Origin of the sequence: Haladaptatus halobius (genome assembly GCF_020618475.1) — an archaeon.
Taxonomy (GTDB): domain Archaea; phylum Halobacteriota; class Halobacteria; order Halobacteriales; family Haladaptataceae; genus Haladaptatus; species Haladaptatus halobius.
Map to the genome: position 1 here is coordinate 719,386 of NZ_CP085337.1, position 18,044 is coordinate 737,429.

Below are 18,044 nucleotides of genomic sequence, written 5' to 3' on the forward strand. Positions count from 1 at the left end.
CACACCAAAAACTACCATGACGACACACAACACCTCACGAGCAATAGCTGATAGCCAAGACTCCTCAGACCATCCACTGACGTATCCCTCTACGCCGCTCACTGAGCGGATTGTGGCGGCAGTCGCCGACGCAGCCGAATGTTCGCGTTATGAGCTCGCCCCCCTCTATGAAGTCGTTGATCCCGATGCGGTGGATCGTCTCTTCGCACCGACCTATGAGGGGAACATACGATCAGACGGCCAGATTCAGTTTGTATATGCCGGGTACGAGGTCGTGGCTTACAGTACAGGCGACGTGACTGTGAGCCCGCTCGGCGCAGCTAGTGGGTAACACCACGAACTCGTCACTAGTCGGTCAGACATCCACTCCTAGACGTGGTACAGCTGGCGTCATCTGACTCTTCGTCGATGGCGGCAACCTCAAGCAGCGCTTTAACTCGTCTGCCACCCTGCTAGCGCACGGTCTCACTCCATTGGTCGTACTCGATGATGCCGTGGTCAGCGAGTTTTGGGAGATGCTGATGCCTGAGTGTGATCTGTGCCTGCTTCACTGACTCCACCTCAGCCACGCGAGTCTGCAGAACCGCAGCCAATTCGGCCAGCAGAATGGTGGTACTGTCTACGGTCTGCAAGTGAGATAGGACAGTGTGGCGTTGAGGATTGGCGAGCAGTCGCCGACCGTCTCAGGAGGGTGTCTGTGTTGTGACGCTTGTAGGTGTCATTCTGTTGCAACCGAAATTCGGTTGCAAACTGGTTGGCGAGTCAACTACGCACTCATGCTCTCGCTTGGCAGCGAGTATCGCTTCGGATACACAGCTTGGACAGCCTCAACTAATGAGCGAATTTCGGTTGCAATCGGGACTTCGACAGTGGGCATTTCTCTTCCGTTCATGGCGGTTCCCGTTTTGATAGCACTGCCATGTTCGATCAACCGTTTTGAAGCAGTCGTCTCGCTCTCAAACACAAGTACGAGTCATGTTTATGGACATCTATTCCGAGGTAGTGCATGGTTCCCTCTCAGATGGAAATGCATAGAGGGAACCATACCTATTCGAGGTCGGCGTCCGACTGCCCAGAAGGCAGTCGGGCTTGGCCTTATGAAGGTGCTTCCTTGGCATATGGGCCAATCAGTGCTACGCACTTGCTGTGCCGACTTGTCTGCCTTTGCCATTCTATTCGTACTCCATACTCTGGGGACTTCGCAGGCTTCCATCCCATCAGTGCTATTTTAGATCAATCAGATTTTGAGTTGTGGAGTAATTATACGGCCGTTCGCTATATCGAGTTCCGGTGCATATGGCTGATAATCTATGACGGAGAATCGAGACCAAGCTGACAGACACTCTGGTGAGGAGAGATCGAAGAGCAACACTCACACGACCCTCCCCAAGGAATTGAGTAACACATCGTTTTTTCAGCAATTCATTGGGCTCGTACCCGACGGTGCAATCGCCATCGATGAGGATGGGATTATCGTGTTTGCCAACGCGGCAGTCACGAATATTCTCGGGTATTCACCGAACGAACTTGTAGGAGAACCACTCAAGGCGATCATCATTGATGATCACCAACCGAGAATACCGTCTGCCGATGACCGTTCGAGCGAAGATACCACCGACCGACTCAACCTACGAGCGCAGCATGCAGACGGCTACGAGGTTCAGATCGTCCTCAACGTACACAAACTCACGCTGGACGGTCACCGATTGCTTGCGGGATTCGTTCATAACCGGGCACACCATGAGGAGGCTGAACGGTCGAGTGACCACTACGAGATAATCGCTGAGCTAGCTGGTGATGCAGTCTATCAGTTAGATTGCGATGGGAATTTCGTGATGGTCAGCGATTCCGTTGTCAAGCTAACCGGGTACTCGCGCAACGAGCTGTTAGGCGAGCACATATCGATGCTCCTCGACGAGGAGATAGTCGCCCAGGACACAAACGTAGTCACGGAATTGCTTACGACTGAGGAAAAATGGGTCGAGACAGGTGAGTTTGAATTCTATACCGCCGAGGGTGAGACGATACCCTGCGAAGTTCAAATGGCTCGTCTCGAATCTAATGGCAAAACGCAAGGAATGGTCAGTATCGCTCGTGACGTTTCTAAGCGAAAGGAACGGGTCGAAGAGCTTCGGCAAGAGCGTGGGCTGATCGAGCACGTCCTCGAGACTAGTCCCGTTGGGATCGGGGTGATCTCCCCCGAGGGGGATATCTCCCGGGTGAACGACCGCGCCGAAGAGCTCTTAGATCTCACCATGGAGGAGATTAGCAATCAGACGTTCGACGTCTCTCAGCGTAAACTGTACAATTCAGAGGGCCAGCCGGTTCCGCCCGAAGATTTACTGCATCGTGTGTTCGACGATGGAGAGCAGGTACTCAACTCCGAGTTCACCCTCGAGCGCCCTAATGGTGACCGCGTCTGGGCCGCCATCAGTATCGCACCGATGACGGACGGCAACGGAATGGTCGAGAAAGCGGTCATCATTGCGACGGACATTACCGATCGCAAGGAACGTGAGGAGACACTCCGAGAAGAGCGGGATGTCATCGAGCACGTCCTCGAGACCAGTCCCGTTGGTATTGGAGTGATCAATCCTGAGGGGGACATCTCGCGGGTCAACGACCGTGCGGAGGAATTATTCGGCCTCACAGACTACGAATTGACGAACCAGACCTTCGACGTCTCTCAGCGCAGATTATACGATTCAGCGGGCCAACAACTCTCCCCCGAAGGCCTGCTAGAGCGGGTGTTCGACGACGGTGACCGCGTCCTCGACACGGAGTTCGAACTCGGCCAGCCCGATGGCAACCGTGTGTGGCTTTCGATCAGCATCGCACCCATCGAAAGCCAAGCTGGATATATTAAAAAAGCAGTCATCATCGGAAAAGATGTCACCGACCGCAAAGAGCGCGAGGAAACTCTTCGGGAAGAACGAGACGTCATCGAACACATCCTCGAGACCAGTCCCGTTGGTATTGGAGTGATCAATCCTGAGGGGGACATCTCGCGGGTCAACGACCAGGCCGAGGATCTCCTGGGTTTGACCATTGAGGAAATCACCAACCAGACACTCGATGTCTCCCAGCGGAAGTTCTACAGTGCCGGAGGGCAACGGATTCCGCCTGAAGACTTACTGCATCGTGTGTTCGACGATGGAGAGCAGGTACTCAACTCCGAATTCACTCTCGAACGTCCGGATGGTGATCGCGTCTGGGTGGCCATCAGTATCGCGCCAATCGAGAGTCCGACGGGAGCCGTCGAAAAAGCAGTTGTCATCGCGACGGACATCTCCGACCGCAAGGAACGGGAGCGGCGAATGCGCGAAAGCGAAGCTCGACTCCGCCAGATCGCCGAAAACATCAACAGTGCCATCTGGATGGCCGACGCCGGCATGAGCGAAATACTGTACATCAATCCCGCGTACGAGGCCATTACAGGTCGGTCACGGGATTCAGTATACGATAGTCTGTTGAACCACCTCGACGCCGTCCATCCACAAGACCAGCAACGAGTCGGAGATGCAATGAAAAAGGCACCGCAGGCGTCAGGAAACGAAACTGGGGCACTTCGATTTCAAGAGAAATACCGTATCATCCGCCCCGATGGCTCGACTCGGTGGGTCCACAGCTTCGCGTTTCCGCTACAAAACGACGATGGCGACGTCTATCGGTTCGTCGGCGTCATCGACGATATTACGGAAGTGAAAGAGCAGCAACTGGAACTCGGCCGGCAGCGTGACGAACTCGAGACGCTCAACCAGATCAATACGGTCATTCGTCAGGTGAATCAGGGCTTAGTACAGGCGACGACCCGTGGAGAGATCGCAACCCAGGTGTGTAAAACGCTGACCAATTCGAACTTGTACCATGCCGCATGGATTGGCGAGGTCGATAGTGGTATACACAAGGTCGAACCGAAGACCGGAACTGGAATCGGTAGTGAGATCCTCGACACGTCGTTTGCCACCGGAGAAGTAACTCCGATCGCGATAACGGTCAAATCTGGTGATGTTCAGATTATCCGAAGTTTCGATAACCTTCCAGCAGAGATCGCCATCGATAATCCCTCTAATCAGAGTAGGTTCATGAGTGGTCAGCCATTCGCCGCGGTGATCCCGCTCGTGTATAAAGACACAGTCTACGACGTACTCGTTGCCTATTCCTCACGGGCAAACGCGTTCAGTGTTCGAGAACAAGCCGTCCTCCACGAACTGGGGAAAACCATTGGGTTGGCGATCAACGCGGTCGAGCGGAAGAAGGCACTTCTCACTGACACGGTCATGGAACTAGAATTCGAAATTTCAGACCAGGACTTGTTCTTCGTGACCGTGTCGGCCGAGACCGGCGCCGCGTTCGAAATGGAGGGCATCGTATCGCAATCCGATGGTTCGTACCTCCAGTACTTCACTGTAACCGATGCATCGCCAGGATCGGTGCTCGAACGTGCCGAAGCTGACGACTCGATCACGCGTGCGCGGCTCGTTACTGACCATGAGGAGACGGCTCTGATCGAGTTCCTTGTCGCCGGGGCATCACCAGCCACAATCCTTGCCGAGTACGGTGCAACCGTCCATTCAGCCATGTTCGCCGATGGAAAGGGGACAGTCAGAGCGGCTATGTCCCAACGAGGCGATGTCAGAGTTGCCGTCGAAGCGGTTCAGTCGATGTTTACTCACTCTGAACTTGTCAGTAAGCATGAGCGCGAGCTATCAGTCCAAACAAATCAAGAGTTCCAGATGACGCTCGAAGAGGCACTCACGGAACGCCAGAGTGCAACTCTCGAGACTGCATACTATGCTGGGTTCTTCGAATGGCCGCGTGACAGTTCGGGTGAGGACATGGCAGAATCACTCGGAATTGCACCGGCCACATTCCACCAGCACGCCCGCACAGGTGTCCGGAAGCTTGTCGAAATCCTTGTCGATGATGCAGATAACGCGTAACCACTACGAAGCATCCCTCTGTTTTGGTTCACATCCTTTTGCCATCGACAGCTCACCTGCGTACTCCAAAGTAAGAGTCGACCATCACTCATCGAGCACTTGAAAGTGTTGAACCACAGATCAGTATCTAACAAATTTGGGTCGGGCGGCCAGCACTGATCGGATAGCTAGGTGGTTACTCGACGGACCAAATTCTATGGGCTTCAAACCGAACGACCTATCTAGTTCGCTGGCAATTCTCACCAGTGTTTCAGGTAGTATCGTCGTGCTCACCGTCGGAAGAAGCACCTCTAGAACGCGTTATCCGATCTTTTCAACCGAGTTCGTTCTGAGGATCTCACTCGACAGTAATCATCTAAACCCACGACAATACCTGGCGATCCGAATCCAATGTATGTAGGTTTTGCGTCGATACAATCACGATTAATTTTCCTCTACGTTATTTCACTGCTTTTCGTGACGTCGGACAGTAAGACCCAATTCGGACGATTTTCGAGGATCATCCATCTGAATCGCTCGATTCGACATCTGTAGAATTCGTCCACTCTGACGAATCGATGAGTGAAAATACTTTAGGCATCCAGGCTTTGCTCATCGACTCAGTACGTGTGGACACGATGAGTGAGAAACCCCAGAGGCCGAACGGTATCCCGATAGATACGGTATTTTCAGTACTCTCCAACGAGCATCGTCAGGTTGTCCTCACGAGTCTGCTCCGGGAAAACGGCCCTGTTTCAGTCGAGGCGCTTATCGACCATATCGTGAGAGAGGTTTGTCCAGTTGACGAGAGTCGACCGGACAAACTTAGAACGTCAATGGCCGTGAGGCTTCACCATGTCCACCTGCCGTTGCTGCATGACGCCGGAATGATCGACTACGATCCTGAACGGAAAATGGCTGAGGTAACGGACGCTGGACAAATGATCAAACCCATACCTTAAGTTTGCACATCCGAGCAATTCAAAGCAAACTCCGCAGTGACGGTCGGCTCTCACGAAAAAATCAGATATAAAAAGAGCGTGAAAAATTGGCAACGAGGAAGTGACTGACAACTATAAAGGCATGGAATTACCGAAACTGGCAATGGTGGTATTGGACGAAAAGCAGGGGAAACATGGTATATATTTGCCCGCAGGTTAACTAGACTTCGTCTGCTAGAAAGCAGACACTACTATTCACACGTCGAAGGCGCTGGGTAACATTCCCACTAACTCTCACGAACCCCTCCCGGAGTGCTATCGCTGCGTGTGAACTCCAGCAAGAGCGACCAATTAATGCAGGTTGGGAGTGTGCCTACGGATCATCGGCCTTGAACTCAACGGCATTCTCACTTGAGACGGTGATCCAGTATCCCGCATACTGAAACGAAACTGAGCCGCGTGCTCGCGTCGTCCCATCTGCCTGGGGCGCAAATAGTGCATCAAGTGCCTCCGGATCAATCGCATTGTACAATGGCTCAAGGTCATTTGGCGACTGTCCTTTTGCGTCTACAATCGCGGTGATGACTCTCTCACTGAGTGAACGAGGCGCATTAGTAGGTGATCCCGTATCGGTGTCAGTTGAATGCATGTTATGATTCCTTCTCCGAATAGTAGGACCAAACCCGGTCGATGATGGATTCAGCCACTGTTCCGTACGATCCACTCTATTAGAATCAGACTCAAATAACCCATGGATATCCGAGCTGAATTGTTGCTTTACCCCCCACAGAATCTGCCTCCACCACGACCGCTCTTTCACCCAGACGGAACCACGTATCATTCATGCGCTTCATTCGACAATTGTATCCTGAAAAGAGCCAGCACAGTGTATCTCTACGATAAAAGTGAGGCAGTGAACCCAGTCTTCGTCCGCCGATTTCGTCAGCCCACAATACGGCTGAACTCCCAGGATCTCGACGGTGAGTAGTATTCGCACACAGATTGGAAAGAGGGTATCGGAGGCTCTCCACTTCCGCTTAGTAAAACAAGCGGGAGTGAATGCTGCCGATTATTGTATCGAATAGGTAGCGCATTGCGTTTTACTCATCGGTCTGCAATCGAAGATACTGGCGTGGTTCACCCCTCTGATCCCTAATTTGTACTGTGGGTGGGAGCTGCCAGAGTCGATATACGGTCGCAATGTCGGATTCAATGCCCTATACGGGGATCGTCATCATCGAGAATACGGCCGAAGACATCGAGCAAGGGAACGGAGTAGACGACGGTGATGGCCCGCCACAAAATCCGAGTAGCCTGCCAACCCCACCGGGAAGTGGGACGACAGTAACACAGTTACGCCATTTTCTGCGACATAAATGAGATACTGATACAGAATAGTAACCAACATTGCTATCGTCTCTCTTAGCATACTTTTGGTTAAGAGAGTGACCGGTGATGCCGACGATCCCCACGCCACCCGCTTCGCTCCCAAAGTACCTTGCTGAAGGCCTACAAAAACAGGATTCGGAGACGCTGAAGGACGTTCAGGAGTACGCCACAGAACTCCGATTGTATCAAGCGGCACAGACAGGCCTCGATCGACCCAAGGCAGGCGACACAACCGACAACTCCGCCGATGTCGCCAACATTGCCGACGAACTTCTCATCAAGGTCAGGGAGAATGAGATCTCGGAGGAGGTGGCCGATTGGGACGAAATCGTCGAGAAGGGTGTCCCCGCGCGGGCGACACTGACGACGAAGACAATTAACGATAACCAATACTACTATTTCCAGTGGCGGGAGGGTGAGCAAGTGAAATCACAGTATGTCGCACCTGTAACACCGAAGCGATAGAGTAGATGAGGCTGGGTTCGTCCGATGGTCCGTCGTCAATAGTGAGGCCGTTAGGCCGTGCAGGGCTTGGTAGTTCATTCTTTACCTGTTGCATCGAACGTAAGTCGATACGGCCAACCAAGATATTGCATCGCGTTTGGTTGTGTTGGATCGACATCCCATGGCCAACACTCCAAAAGATACTCCTCTGTCTCATGATCGACGCGAACGATTCCGTAGCCTTCACGTTTTAATTGGCGATCACCAATGTACTGCCCTTGAGCTTGTCCGTTTCGATAGGCTTGAAACGATATTTTTGGGTTCGCGACGGCCAACATCCGAAGGTCGTTTCCGAAGGCATCCGTGAAATCCCCCGTATGTGGGTAGCCAGTTCCATTTGGGAGGGGATCATCCGGTTCGAACCACCGTTGGAAAGTCGTCCCACCAGCCGGTCCAGAAAACTGGACGACTCCGTCAGTATAGCTGTCGATCCCATGCCGAATAAGTGTCGCAACGTGTTGGTCACCGGAGAGAACAAGCGCACCTGCTCTACGCAATAATTCGATTGCTCGATCACGACCGACCTTCGGATAGCCATTGGTGTCATATTCCCATAGTGGTTGTCCGTTAGGGTTCGTTTGCGCACATGCAAAGCAGGTCTGTGTTAGACAAATAGTCGGAGAGTCTGTCGTCTGCGCCCACTCAGTCAAGAATTTTTCTTGACGTTCGCCAAGCAGTTCTGTTCCTTGGGCACCGACGGGAAGAACCGACGGTGGCGGGGATTTGAATTTTCGATCTTCAATGAGAGCGAAATCTATGTTACCATATTGAAAGGCGCTGTAATACACGTGAATTCCGTTTGAGAGTGGAGTTGGATCATACGCATCGGGATTATGTCCACATTGGATGCGTTGGATCCGATTAATGAATTCTGTGCTTCCGAGATAGCCACCGCCATCAACGCCTCGTAGGAGAGAGTCCTCTCCGCCATTCCCCCACACATTCCATTGATAGATATCGTGATCATCAACCAGCACCACGGCCGGAATATTGCGAGTGAGATCGCGGAATGCCCAGAGCCAAAGGTACCATTTATATAAAAAATCTAATTCGGGATCCGTTCGGTCTTCTACTCGGGTCGGGCTTTGCCCATACACTTGATCACCAGCGAACACCAAGAGATCAGGATCATGTTGCGCTGAATTTTGTATGAGTTCTTGGTGGGGGAAATAGATATTCTCGGTTGTATATCTGCCAAGTGCCGACGAGCGGGGATGACCGCGAAGGCGAGTTCCAGCTTCAAGACGGCGAGCACTGGGAAGTACACAACTGAACAAGCCAATCGTTACTTCACTTGTCTCGTCCGGCTCTTTTGGAACTCGTCCAGAGTACGTCCATGAGCGGCCATTGTAATCGTCATAGACCACCCGATATTCCCACTCTTGTGTTGTATCCCACTTTTCAACTCGGAAAAGAGCCGTATATCCCGAATCGAGAGTCTGTTCTTGTCCCATTCGCCAGGAGGTATCGCTATTCGCGGGTCGATACTCAAAACGAACGGTCTGTGGTGCCTCAGTGCCTATTGGCATGAGTTGCGCCGTAAGTTTCAGCACGTCGTCATCGATCGAGTAGAGTGTCCCCAAAATGGGTTTGAGCGCACGTTCTGGATGAACCTCGATCTTCTCACCGCCTGTGTGAAGATCCTCGAACCACCATCGAGTGCCTGCCGTCTGAGACGGTGGTGACGAAACGAGCGCAATTCCACCTTTGAGTTCAGCTTCGGGTACATTACGCCGAATCGCTCCCGCAATGAGTTCCTTGCTGTCTGCATCATGTGCAGTGAGTTCAAGATCGAATCGTCCTGTTTTTCGAGGGAGAATATCCAGCGAGAGAATAATCTCGTCATCGGTCGTTGGCTCTGTAGGAGCAGGCGCCCTTGGATCGGTCTGAGCAGGGAGTTCAGCGAACTGAAGCGGGGCACGTTCATTCGTATGCTCGCGAAACCGAGTACGACCATCCGTCTCGAAGGTACAAAGAGTCCCCCCACCTTGACCGGAACCTCGTTGTGCAAGTGCCGCAGCTCGATGATCTAACTCACCACCACCAATGCCGATTAGAAACCCACAAAATCCACTACCTTGCTCTTCTTGAGCGATACCTGTCTTTACTTGCAGATGACCCGCTTTATTTCCTTTACCAATTTCTCGCGTCAGAAGCGCAACTGTCCGAACTTCAGCATTCTTATCACCGTTTAAACACTCGATTCGACCGTTCTTTAAACGCCAGTCTTGTAGTCGATTGCCCCAGAAATGTGGCCCTAGCCAGTGAGTATCTCCAACGCTTTGTGAGTCAGAAACTGGAGTGAAATCTCCATTCAGCCAGGGATCCAATGTGACGTGTCCACCACCGCTAACCAGTATTCCGCCGCTGAGCACCATCGCCCCTCCAGCAGCCGCCTTCAGGAGAGAACGACGGGATAGTGTAAATTGAATGTCTTGGGAACCATCCGGATCGGGTTTCATTCGTATGCAAATATACTGGTTCTATTTATTAAAAGCACAACTCTAAGTTCGGTTTGACGAGACATAATGGAACTTGAAATACTGTAGCCTAAAAGGATAAGAGTTCATCGTTTATATAGTTCCTCAAGCCGGGATAAACAAACTGCCGTTCCATGATATCCGAGTCTACAACCGGAGAGCGGTCATAGCCGGAAACTCGGATTTACGGATCACTCTGAGAATCCCGTCACCGCTCACTTTCTCCACAAACCGTCCGTGCACGTATCCGATGAGATACTTAGCGGAACGTATTTTGCGGTACTCTTTGTGATTAACCGTAGGAGTGATGAAGTAATGCAGCCCGACCACGCATATTCGATCGAACCTGGAACATATATTCCTAATAAGACGGAGTATCGACACTCTAACGCTATTCTCAGTATCGAGGATGGTGCCGAACAGATCACCGATTATTCACGCGGTCTTGAGGAGAATATCATTCGATGATGAACATGGTAGATCGACACACTTCGTTGCAGAACGCTATCGAGCAGGAACTACGCGAGCACGATGCCGATGTGTTCGTCCATATTGGCGATCGGTTTGATGATTTACTACGGTATTTGACGCACTTTTCCGGGCCAGATCGGGATTATGCATTTGTGTATGCCAACGGTCGAAGCGTGTTATGTGCTCCCCGCCTCTTTGGAGAGCAAGCAAGACGCGAGTTTATCGGCGACCTCGTTCGAACCCATCGACAACAAGTTAGCTCACCGCCAGTAGCGCGAGCAGTTGAAACAATCAACGAGTTCACCACCACAAATCGGATTTTAGTCCCAGCTCATGTGTCCTATCACTCCGTTTCCTCATTAGAAGATGACTTCGAAGTAATTACCACTAGTTCCGACTTTGGACGGGCACAGAAGACAACGTGGGAACGCAACCAGATCGAGTCCGTTCAGACTGTGGCGCAACATGGAATGGCTCGTGCTGAAGCTGTCTTAGCGGATGCATCAATTCACGAAGGGGCAGTTCATTGGGAAGGAGAATTGTTGACCACCGAACGTCTTCGACGAGAAGTAAATGCCGTTCTTGCAAATCATGGTATTCAGGATGCTGGAAATACTGTTATCGGTGCTGGGACCTCCTGTAGTGATCTTCATTTTACTGGTGATGACGAAATCCATGCAGACGAAACGATCTTATTAGATATCTCACCTCGTGGCAAAAGCGGCTTCTATGCTGATTTAACTCGAACATTCGTTGTCGGAGAGATCGATACATGGACTCGAGCAGCTTACGACGCCGTCCGTGAAGCGCAAGATGCTGCGTTTTCTGCCCTCGAATCTGGTGCAGGCATCGAAGCAAAGACAGTCCACGAGGCTGTGAGTGCGGTGCTTTACGACCATGGCTTCGCTGTAGGCGATGTCTCTATCGGGATGTATCATGGAACCGGTCATGGTGTCGGTCTTTCTCTCCATGAAGCACCATCGTTGTCGAGGGACGAAGTACTCAAAGAGGGTCATGTGATCACGATTGAACCTGGCGTTTATGACCCCGAGAAGGGAGGAGTTCGTATTGAAGACCTTATTATGGTTACGCAGTCCGGTTATGAGAATCTGACCGATTATTCACGTCGCCTTGCCCCATCTACCAGATAAGTGATATATTTGACTTGAGTCTCCAGTGGACGAGACGCCTTACTGTATCTCCTTCAGTGAGCGGACGGTACGGACATGATTCATGCCGTCTCACAACCCAAGTCTTCGATGCTGACTGCAAAAATGAATCGCGCCCTTCATTGACGGTAATTCGGTACCCAGAGCTTGCCAGATCTTGACCCTCGTCGAAAGGCGATTCAAACGCAGTCATACACTTCCCTCAGAGGCAGTCGCAAATAATCCTCAACAGTTTCCGTTCGCCGTGCGGTCAGTCGGCAATATCACTGCTACTTCCACAAATACTATCGCTTCTATCAACGAATCGTCTACCAATGCACGCTGCTGCATTCACTGAATTGACCGGACCCGACGGTGTGAGCGTAATCGAACGCCCTGACCCAAAACCCGGCCCGGGAGAAGCGGTCGTCGACGTCGACGCTTGTGCGATCAACCGCCACGACCTTTGGATCCTCGAAGGGGACTCCGCGATGGTCGACGCCGACGATCTCCCATTCGTGAGCGGTCTTGACGTGGCTGGAGTAGTTCGGGCCGTAGGCGATGACGTTGCGGTCGATATCAGGCTCGGCGACCGAGTCGTCCTGTGTCCGAACGAGACCTGTGGGCACTGTCAGTTCTGCCGCGACGGCCCCGAGAACCTCTGTGAGCAGTTCTCACTGTACCACGGAGGGCTTGCCGAGTCCGCGCGTGTCGCGGCCGACCGCCTCATCGTCCTTCCCGACTCGGTCGAGACGACGACCGCAGCCGCCCTCCCTACAGCATACATGACAGCGTATCATATGCTCCGCCGTGCGGAGGTCGGTCCGGGCGATCTTGTCTTCGTCCCCGGTGTGACGGGTGGAGTCGGCGTTGCGAGCATCCAGCTCGCCGACATGATGGGTGCTCAGACGGTGGGAACGTCCGCCTCGGCGGCGAAACTCGATCAGGTCGAAAAGATAGGTCTTGATCACCCCATCGAAGAGACAGATCCCGACGCGATCCGCGAGGCTGTCCAGGAAATCGGCACGATCGATTCAGTGATTAACCACCTCGGCGGACCGTACACCGCAGTCGGCTTGGACGTCATGCGTCGCGGCGGGCGGATGGTAATTTGCGGACGCACCGCCGGCAGTATGTCCGAAATCGATATCCCCAACCTATTTCTCGGACACAAGCGCGTCGAAGGGAGCACAATGGGGACTCAGCATGAACTGGAAAAGTTGGTGGACCTAGTCGCCAGTGGTGACCTCTCGCCCGAAACCGACGCAACCTACCCCCTCGAAGAAACTGGCGCAGCGTTCACTGCGATGAGCGAGCGCGAGAGCGTTGGAAAATTGGTTGTCACGGCTGAGTAGTGGACATCGTCTGCAGTCGTTGACAGATCGACAAAAGCGCTATGGTTCTGGTGACCCCAGGGTGTTCATCACGTCATCCACGATGCTCCACTAGGCGGTGACGACATAGCGATGGCACTCTTCTAGGACAGTGTCGGAGGTGCCGATAGGTAACCCCAATGATTAATGGTGATTAGCGTCCCATTCGATAGTCGAGTCGATTACTGGCGACGGATAATACACTGGTGCTCAGATATTGTCCGATTATCTGCATACCTCGAAACTCGAACGACAGTACTAACTCCAGTGGTATAATGAATACGGGATAGTGTCGATGGTATCTGGTCGTTCACTATTTGGAGGCCTGGCTGCCCAGTGAGGCGTCCACAGACAGTCGTATTTGCCGTTATCATAAGTACATTCTTTGTCGGATTCGGCGGTGGCGTAATTTTCCCCGTTCTTCCAAACTTAGGGGCCATTCTCAACATCTCGCCGTTTCTTGTCGGACTTATTCTGAGTGCAAATCGATTTGCCCGAATCGTAGCGAACGCGCCCGCTGGATCACTTGTTGACCAGTTCGGCACTCGACTTCCGTTCGTAGTCGGTCTCTTCGTTGAAGGTTTTGCAACGCTCGGCTATGTGGTTGCGCTCAACTCTGACGTCCCAGAAATCTGGTTCCTTGGAGCGCGTGTATTTTGGGGTCTCGGAAGTGCACTCGTGTTCGCGACGGCATATACCATCGCTGCCGACGTGAGCGACAGTCAATCACGAGGGACAAATATGGGAATCGTCCGTGGTGGGATTACACTTGGGTTCCCTGCTGGCCTCGTTATGGGAGGGATTGTAAGCGATATGTACACTGTTGCAACCGCGTTTGCTCTTGCAGCAGTCTTCGCTCTTATTGCAGGTGTACTCGCGTATCTACTGGTTCCAGAGACTCACGTCTCAGAACACCGCAGTACAGTCTCCCCGTTGGATGTCGATACGAGCATCCCAACAGTCACGATTGGACTTGTGAACTTCGGGCTCTTTTTCGCGTATCTCGGTGCTCTCTTCGCCACGCTCGTTTTGTTCATAGAGGCCCATAATTTCGGTATCTGGGGCTATGGGCCGCAGGGCATGTCGGGTCTGTTAATGGCAGTGACGGTACTCGCTGCGTCAGGCTTCATGCTTGGTGGCGGTAAAATCAGTGATATGTACGGTACTCGTGTCCCTGTATTGCTGATATTTCTCGTTCTTTCATTCGTTGGCTTCGTACTCTTAGCAATGGCTGGGTCTCTCTTAGAACTGGCCATCGCATGCATCTTCATTGGAGCTGGTCAGGGTGGAACCAGTGGGCCACTAATGGCACTACTAGCCGACCTTACACCGAACAAACGAATGGGTCGTGCAATGGGAACAAACAATGTATTAGGCGACATTGGTGGAGGGCTCGGACCAATGGTGGCACTCCCACTCATTGAGACAGTCGGATTCACGCCAGTATATGTTTCGTGTGCAGTAATCCCACTAGTCGCTGGATGCATACTCATCGGTGGTGTGTACTCTAAGACAAGAAGTTTCAACCCCCAGCCTGAGAGAGGGCAGAACTAGGAAACTATGCAGGATGTTATTCGACACCTGAGAAGTAGATTAAACCACTCAATGTGTCTTAGCACTGAGCTTAGACTGGAAATGAGGTCACTCGGACGTCAGACGGTTAGCAACTCCGACTGTCACTGCACCGAAGACGCTGAGTACCCCACTCCTGCAAACGCCGGTGCGTAGCTGGAGAAGATGTCGTAGATGAGACCGGCAGAGGGCGGTGCTAGGAGTGTCGAAGACGATGACTCAACACTTCTCAGCCAACGAGAACACAACAAGTCATGAGAAACAGTACTATTCGAAAAAGAAACCGTGTTAGGCCGCGGGACGGCCAGCGGGGGAGTCTTCATTAGTCAGTTCACCGCGTTCCTCATCATCCTGGGATTTGAGTTCGGTGTAGGCCGTCGCGAGCACAGCGGTCGAGAAGACCGTCGTGATGGCGCTGCCAGCTTGCACGAACACCAGTGCAATGATGTTGCCAGTGAGGCTTCCGCTCGCAAGCTCACCGAGACCGAAGACGAGATTGACAAGCACCGTGAGGAGCACTACTGCCACGCCCAACACGAATAGGTTGAGACGGTAGCCCCGCGTCAGTCCCCAACTGCTGCGGAACGCGGTGATGAAGTTCTGATCTTCGACGGCCACGTAGACCGTCCAGAACGCTAACGTCACGAGCAGGAAGATTCCCGGGATGATCAACGCAACGAAGCCTAAGGCGACGATGAGCCCGAAGACGATGGCACCGACGAAGAGATTGATCGCGGCCCAGACCATGTTCCGGGTGAAGTACTCTCGCGGGAGGCGTTCGATTTCACTGCTCACGAACACGCGAATGGCTGCAATGCTTACGACGAGCAATGCAATGCCGAGCACGAGCGAGACGAGACCGCCGACGAGAGGCGGGATGAGCAATGTTGGCTCCGCCTGGACGCTACCGGGAGTAAACCGCTGACTAGCGATCCATCGGGTGATACTGATTCCCAACACTCCGTTGAGCGCTGAGATAACGAAGACGATGCCCATGAGCAGCAATCCGTTCCGCTTTATGCTTCGACTGTAGCCCTGTTTGAGAATGCTTGTGATATTTATCGGCATGATCAGCTATCTATAAAGTCGTGTGAGATGATATACGTAGCGAGTGGTTCCCATCTGGCGAGAATCGCGAGACAAAGATGGTGTTCAGTTATCCTACCGATGCACGCCGAATACCTTAATGGTATTAGATATCAGAATTCCCTAATTTTGGGTATTAAGGATCTAGCAACTTCGACTCCGCCTTCCGGAGGTGTTCGAGCACCGTCGCCTTCGCGACGCCAAGCTCCGCTGCGAGATCGGCCGCGGAGATCCCTCGGGGGCGCTCGTAGTAGCCCCGTTCGCGGGCGTACTCGAAGACCTCCCGTTGGCGCTCCGAAAGCGAGTCCTCAGGGAACAGCGGCGTCGCGGCTGCGTTGGGCGTCGTGATGCAGACAACGTCGACCTCGGCGTTGGCCTCCGACCGCACTTCGTCGAGCCAGTTACGAATCGTGTCGCGACAGTCGTCCGTCAGCACCGTCCACCGCTCGCGGCCGTTGCGGATGCGTACTGGTGCATCCGGAATGAGCCCGCGGGAGACCAGCGGCGTCACAATGCTGTTAGCCGGCTCGTAGGTGACCAGAAGACCGCGAGTGGTGTTGCCGGGGGCAACATCGGCACCGATCCTCTTTGAGGGAGAGGAACGCCGACCAGGGATCTCCTGCACGGAGGCGGTGAGTGGGGAAGCGTCGATGGCGGTGATCAAGTCGGCGACCGCGTCTGTCGTGTCGCCGAAGGCCGTGAACCGACCGATCGCGAGCCCGTCGACTTCGTAGACGCCGTGGCCGAGCAGGCCGGCGTCCGTCCGTTTGGTCACCTCGAGCGTCCAGCAGTCGGGGTGCCAGATGTCGAGAACCAGCCGGAGACATGTCACGTCTTCCGCGATGTCGGTCGACGGCTGTGCCATGGTGTGCGAGTACGTTCCGATCCGATAAAATGGTTCGTCCGAAACTGAAGTCGCTGGCCGCTTACGCGCGGCTCCAGAATTCCCGCTTCCAGTCCGGTTCAAACAGGCGGATGAGCCCGATCGTGAGCGTCGGGATCGCGAATAGGGCGATGAAGAAGTACGCCATGATGGTGTACCCCTGCGCGACGAGCGCGATGATCCCGAACTGGGAGAGCAGGGTCGCGGTGACGAGAATACCGATGCCGATCGCGGCGCTCTGGAGCGGGGTGAGGCCGTCGACCTCGGCGAACCGCCCGGCGTCGATCTCCGCGAAATCGGTATCGACGCGGTGGATAATGGCGTGGATCGCCCCGACCGCCGTCTCGATAAGCGTCCAACCGATGACGATTCCGTAAAAGCCGATCAGCAGGGGGCCGCCGACGCTTCCCAACATGGGGAGCCACGGAACCTCTGCGCCCATCACCGACTCGCTTGGGTAGAAGCCCATCAAGCAGAGGTAGGTGATCAGGAACGGCAGTGTCATCATAACACCGGCGAGTACGCCGGAGATGATCGTCTCCTTTCGCGTTTCCTGTCGGTGCAGCACGAAGAACACCGCCGGGTAGATCGCCAAGTTGTATCCGACGTAGAGCGCACCCGACTTGAGCACCGCGCCCGTGCTAGCATCGTTGACGTAGGACGTGTTTCCGGCTGCGAGCACGTTCGTCACGTCGCCCCATACAGCCGAGAGAACGATGACACCAAAGACGACGTATGCGAGGTAGAGGAAGCCGGTACCGACGGTCTTGAACCGCTCGATGAGGCTCGCCCCGTAGTACGTGAGCACGCCGACGACGGCGATGATGGCGACGATACCGAGCATGTAGGGAATGCCGAGCGTCTGCTCCATGATCGACCCCGCTGCTGAGGCCATCACCGCAATAACGACGGTCGCCATCACCACGAACAGAACGTCGAACAGCGGCCAGCCCTTCCAGATGATCGCCTGCATGTAGCTCTTGTAATCGTACGTACCGAACGTCCGGGAGAGGTCGAAGACGACTACCGACATGACGGTAAATCCGACGAAGATGGCCACGATGGCGAGCAATCCGGCGGAACCGAACTTGGCACCGTAGGCAACGACCTCTCGGCCGCTGGCGTAGCCGCCTCCGATGAGCAGCGACTGGAGGATAATCGCCGGAAGGACGATCGATCCGAACCGACCCTGCAACAGTCGGGCGAAGATGCTGATCGTGCGCTGGTCGCGGACGTCGGCTGATTCACTCTGGCGTGGCATATGGTATCATCTAC

At 53.6% G+C, this 18,044-nt stretch carries 14 protein-coding genes; 7 read left to right on the top strand and 7 right to left on the bottom strand.

Annotated elements, in window-relative coordinates:
• The first annotated feature begins 16 nt into the window (after window positions 1–16).
• On the top strand, window positions 17–331 hold the full coding sequence (gene ddfA / locus LIW51_RS27305) for a DdfA family disk-determining factor (protein ID WP_227378585.1): 315 nt from the start codon (window positions 17–19) through the stop codon (window positions 329–331).
• Window positions 332–452: 121 nt separating this feature from the next.
• Here the strand turns inward: ddfA (LIW51_RS27305) and LIW51_RS40115 are convergent, their stop codons facing one another.
• The gene (locus tag LIW51_RS40115) at window positions 453–632 is read right to left on the bottom strand and encodes a DUF7344 domain-containing protein (protein ID WP_438267423.1); all 180 of its coding nucleotides are present in this window, start codon (window positions 630–632) and stop codon (window positions 453–455) included.
• 134 nt (window positions 633–766) lie between these two features.
• Entirely contained in the window at window positions 767–964 is a 198-nt protein-coding gene (locus LIW51_RS39505) for a bacterio-opsin activator domain-containing protein (RefSeq protein WP_227378586.1), read from the bottom strand.
• Between the two features lie 346 nt (window positions 965–1,310).
• Here LIW51_RS39505 and LIW51_RS27315 point away from each other — a divergent pair, with 346 nt between their 5' ends.
• Complete coding sequence (locus tag LIW51_RS27315) at window positions 1,311–4,943, top strand: PAS domain S-box protein (protein ID WP_227378587.1); 3,633 nt, start codon at window positions 1,311–1,313, stop codon at window positions 4,941–4,943.
• Window positions 4,944–5,560: 617 nt separating this feature from the next.
• Window positions 5,561–5,884: a DUF7344 domain-containing protein gene (locus tag LIW51_RS27320; protein WP_227378588.1), complete on the top strand. Its 324-nt coding sequence runs from the start codon at window positions 5,561–5,563 to the stop codon at window positions 5,882–5,884.
• A 352-nt stretch (window positions 5,885–6,236) separates the two neighbouring features.
• Here LIW51_RS27320 and ddfA (LIW51_RS39510) read toward each other — a convergent pair whose 3' ends face one another.
• On the bottom strand, window positions 6,237–6,704 hold the full coding sequence (gene ddfA, locus LIW51_RS39510; protein WP_368411862.1) for a DdfA family disk-determining factor: 468 nt from the start codon (window positions 6,702–6,704) through the stop codon (window positions 6,237–6,239).
• A 614-nt stretch (window positions 6,705–7,318) separates the two neighbouring features.
• On the opposite strand from ddfA (LIW51_RS39510), the gene LIW51_RS27330 reads away from it, so the two are divergent.
• A complete protein-coding gene (locus LIW51_RS27330; RefSeq protein ID WP_227378590.1) occupies window positions 7,319–7,717 on the top strand; it encodes a DUF6788 family protein in 399 nt (132 codons plus the stop codon).
• 74 nt (window positions 7,718–7,791) lie between these two features.
• Here LIW51_RS27330 and LIW51_RS27335 read toward each other — a convergent pair whose 3' ends face one another.
• Window positions 7,792–10,218, bottom strand: coding sequence for an alkaline phosphatase D family protein (locus LIW51_RS27335; RefSeq protein ID WP_227378591.1), 2,427 nt, complete (start codon window positions 10,216–10,218; stop codon window positions 7,792–7,794).
• A gap of 482 nt (window positions 10,219–10,700) precedes the next feature.
• On the opposite strand from LIW51_RS27335, the gene LIW51_RS27340 reads away from it, so the two are divergent.
• The 3 genes from LIW51_RS27340 (at window position 10,701) to LIW51_RS27350 (ending at window position 14,782) form a co-directional block, all read left to right on the top strand.
• The gene (locus LIW51_RS27340; RefSeq protein WP_227378592.1) at window positions 10,701–11,858 is read left to right on the top strand and encodes a M24 family metallopeptidase; all 1,158 of its coding nucleotides are present in this window, start codon (window positions 10,701–10,703) and stop codon (window positions 11,856–11,858) included.
• A gap of 332 nt (window positions 11,859–12,190) precedes the next feature.
• A complete protein-coding gene (locus LIW51_RS27345; protein WP_227378593.1) occupies window positions 12,191–13,210 on the top strand; it encodes an alcohol dehydrogenase catalytic domain-containing protein in 1,020 nt (339 codons plus the stop codon).
• Window positions 13,211–13,564: 354 nt separating this feature from the next.
• Window positions 13,565–14,782 (top strand): MFS transporter, encoded by a 1,218-nt coding sequence (locus LIW51_RS27350; RefSeq protein WP_227378594.1) that lies wholly within the window; start codon window positions 13,565–13,567, stop codon window positions 14,780–14,782.
• A gap of 306 nt (window positions 14,783–15,088) precedes the next feature.
• On the opposite strand, the gene LIW51_RS27355 is transcribed toward LIW51_RS27350, so the two are convergent.
• The 3 genes from LIW51_RS27355 to LIW51_RS27365 form a co-directional block, all read right to left on the bottom strand.
• Window positions 15,089–15,868, bottom strand: a complete 780-nt coding sequence (locus LIW51_RS27355; RefSeq protein WP_227378595.1) for a DUF7847 domain-containing protein — start codon at window positions 15,866–15,868, stop codon at window positions 15,089–15,091.
• A gap of 154 nt (window positions 15,869–16,022) precedes the next feature.
• A complete protein-coding gene (locus LIW51_RS27360; protein ID WP_227378596.1) occupies window positions 16,023–16,751 on the bottom strand; it encodes a helix-turn-helix domain-containing protein in 729 nt (242 codons plus the stop codon).
• Between the two features lie 61 nt (window positions 16,752–16,812).
• Complete coding sequence (locus LIW51_RS27365) at window positions 16,813–18,030, bottom strand: YkvI family membrane protein (protein ID WP_227378597.1); 1,218 nt, start codon at window positions 18,028–18,030, stop codon at window positions 16,813–16,815.
• Window positions 18,031–18,044: the final 14 nt, after the last annotated feature.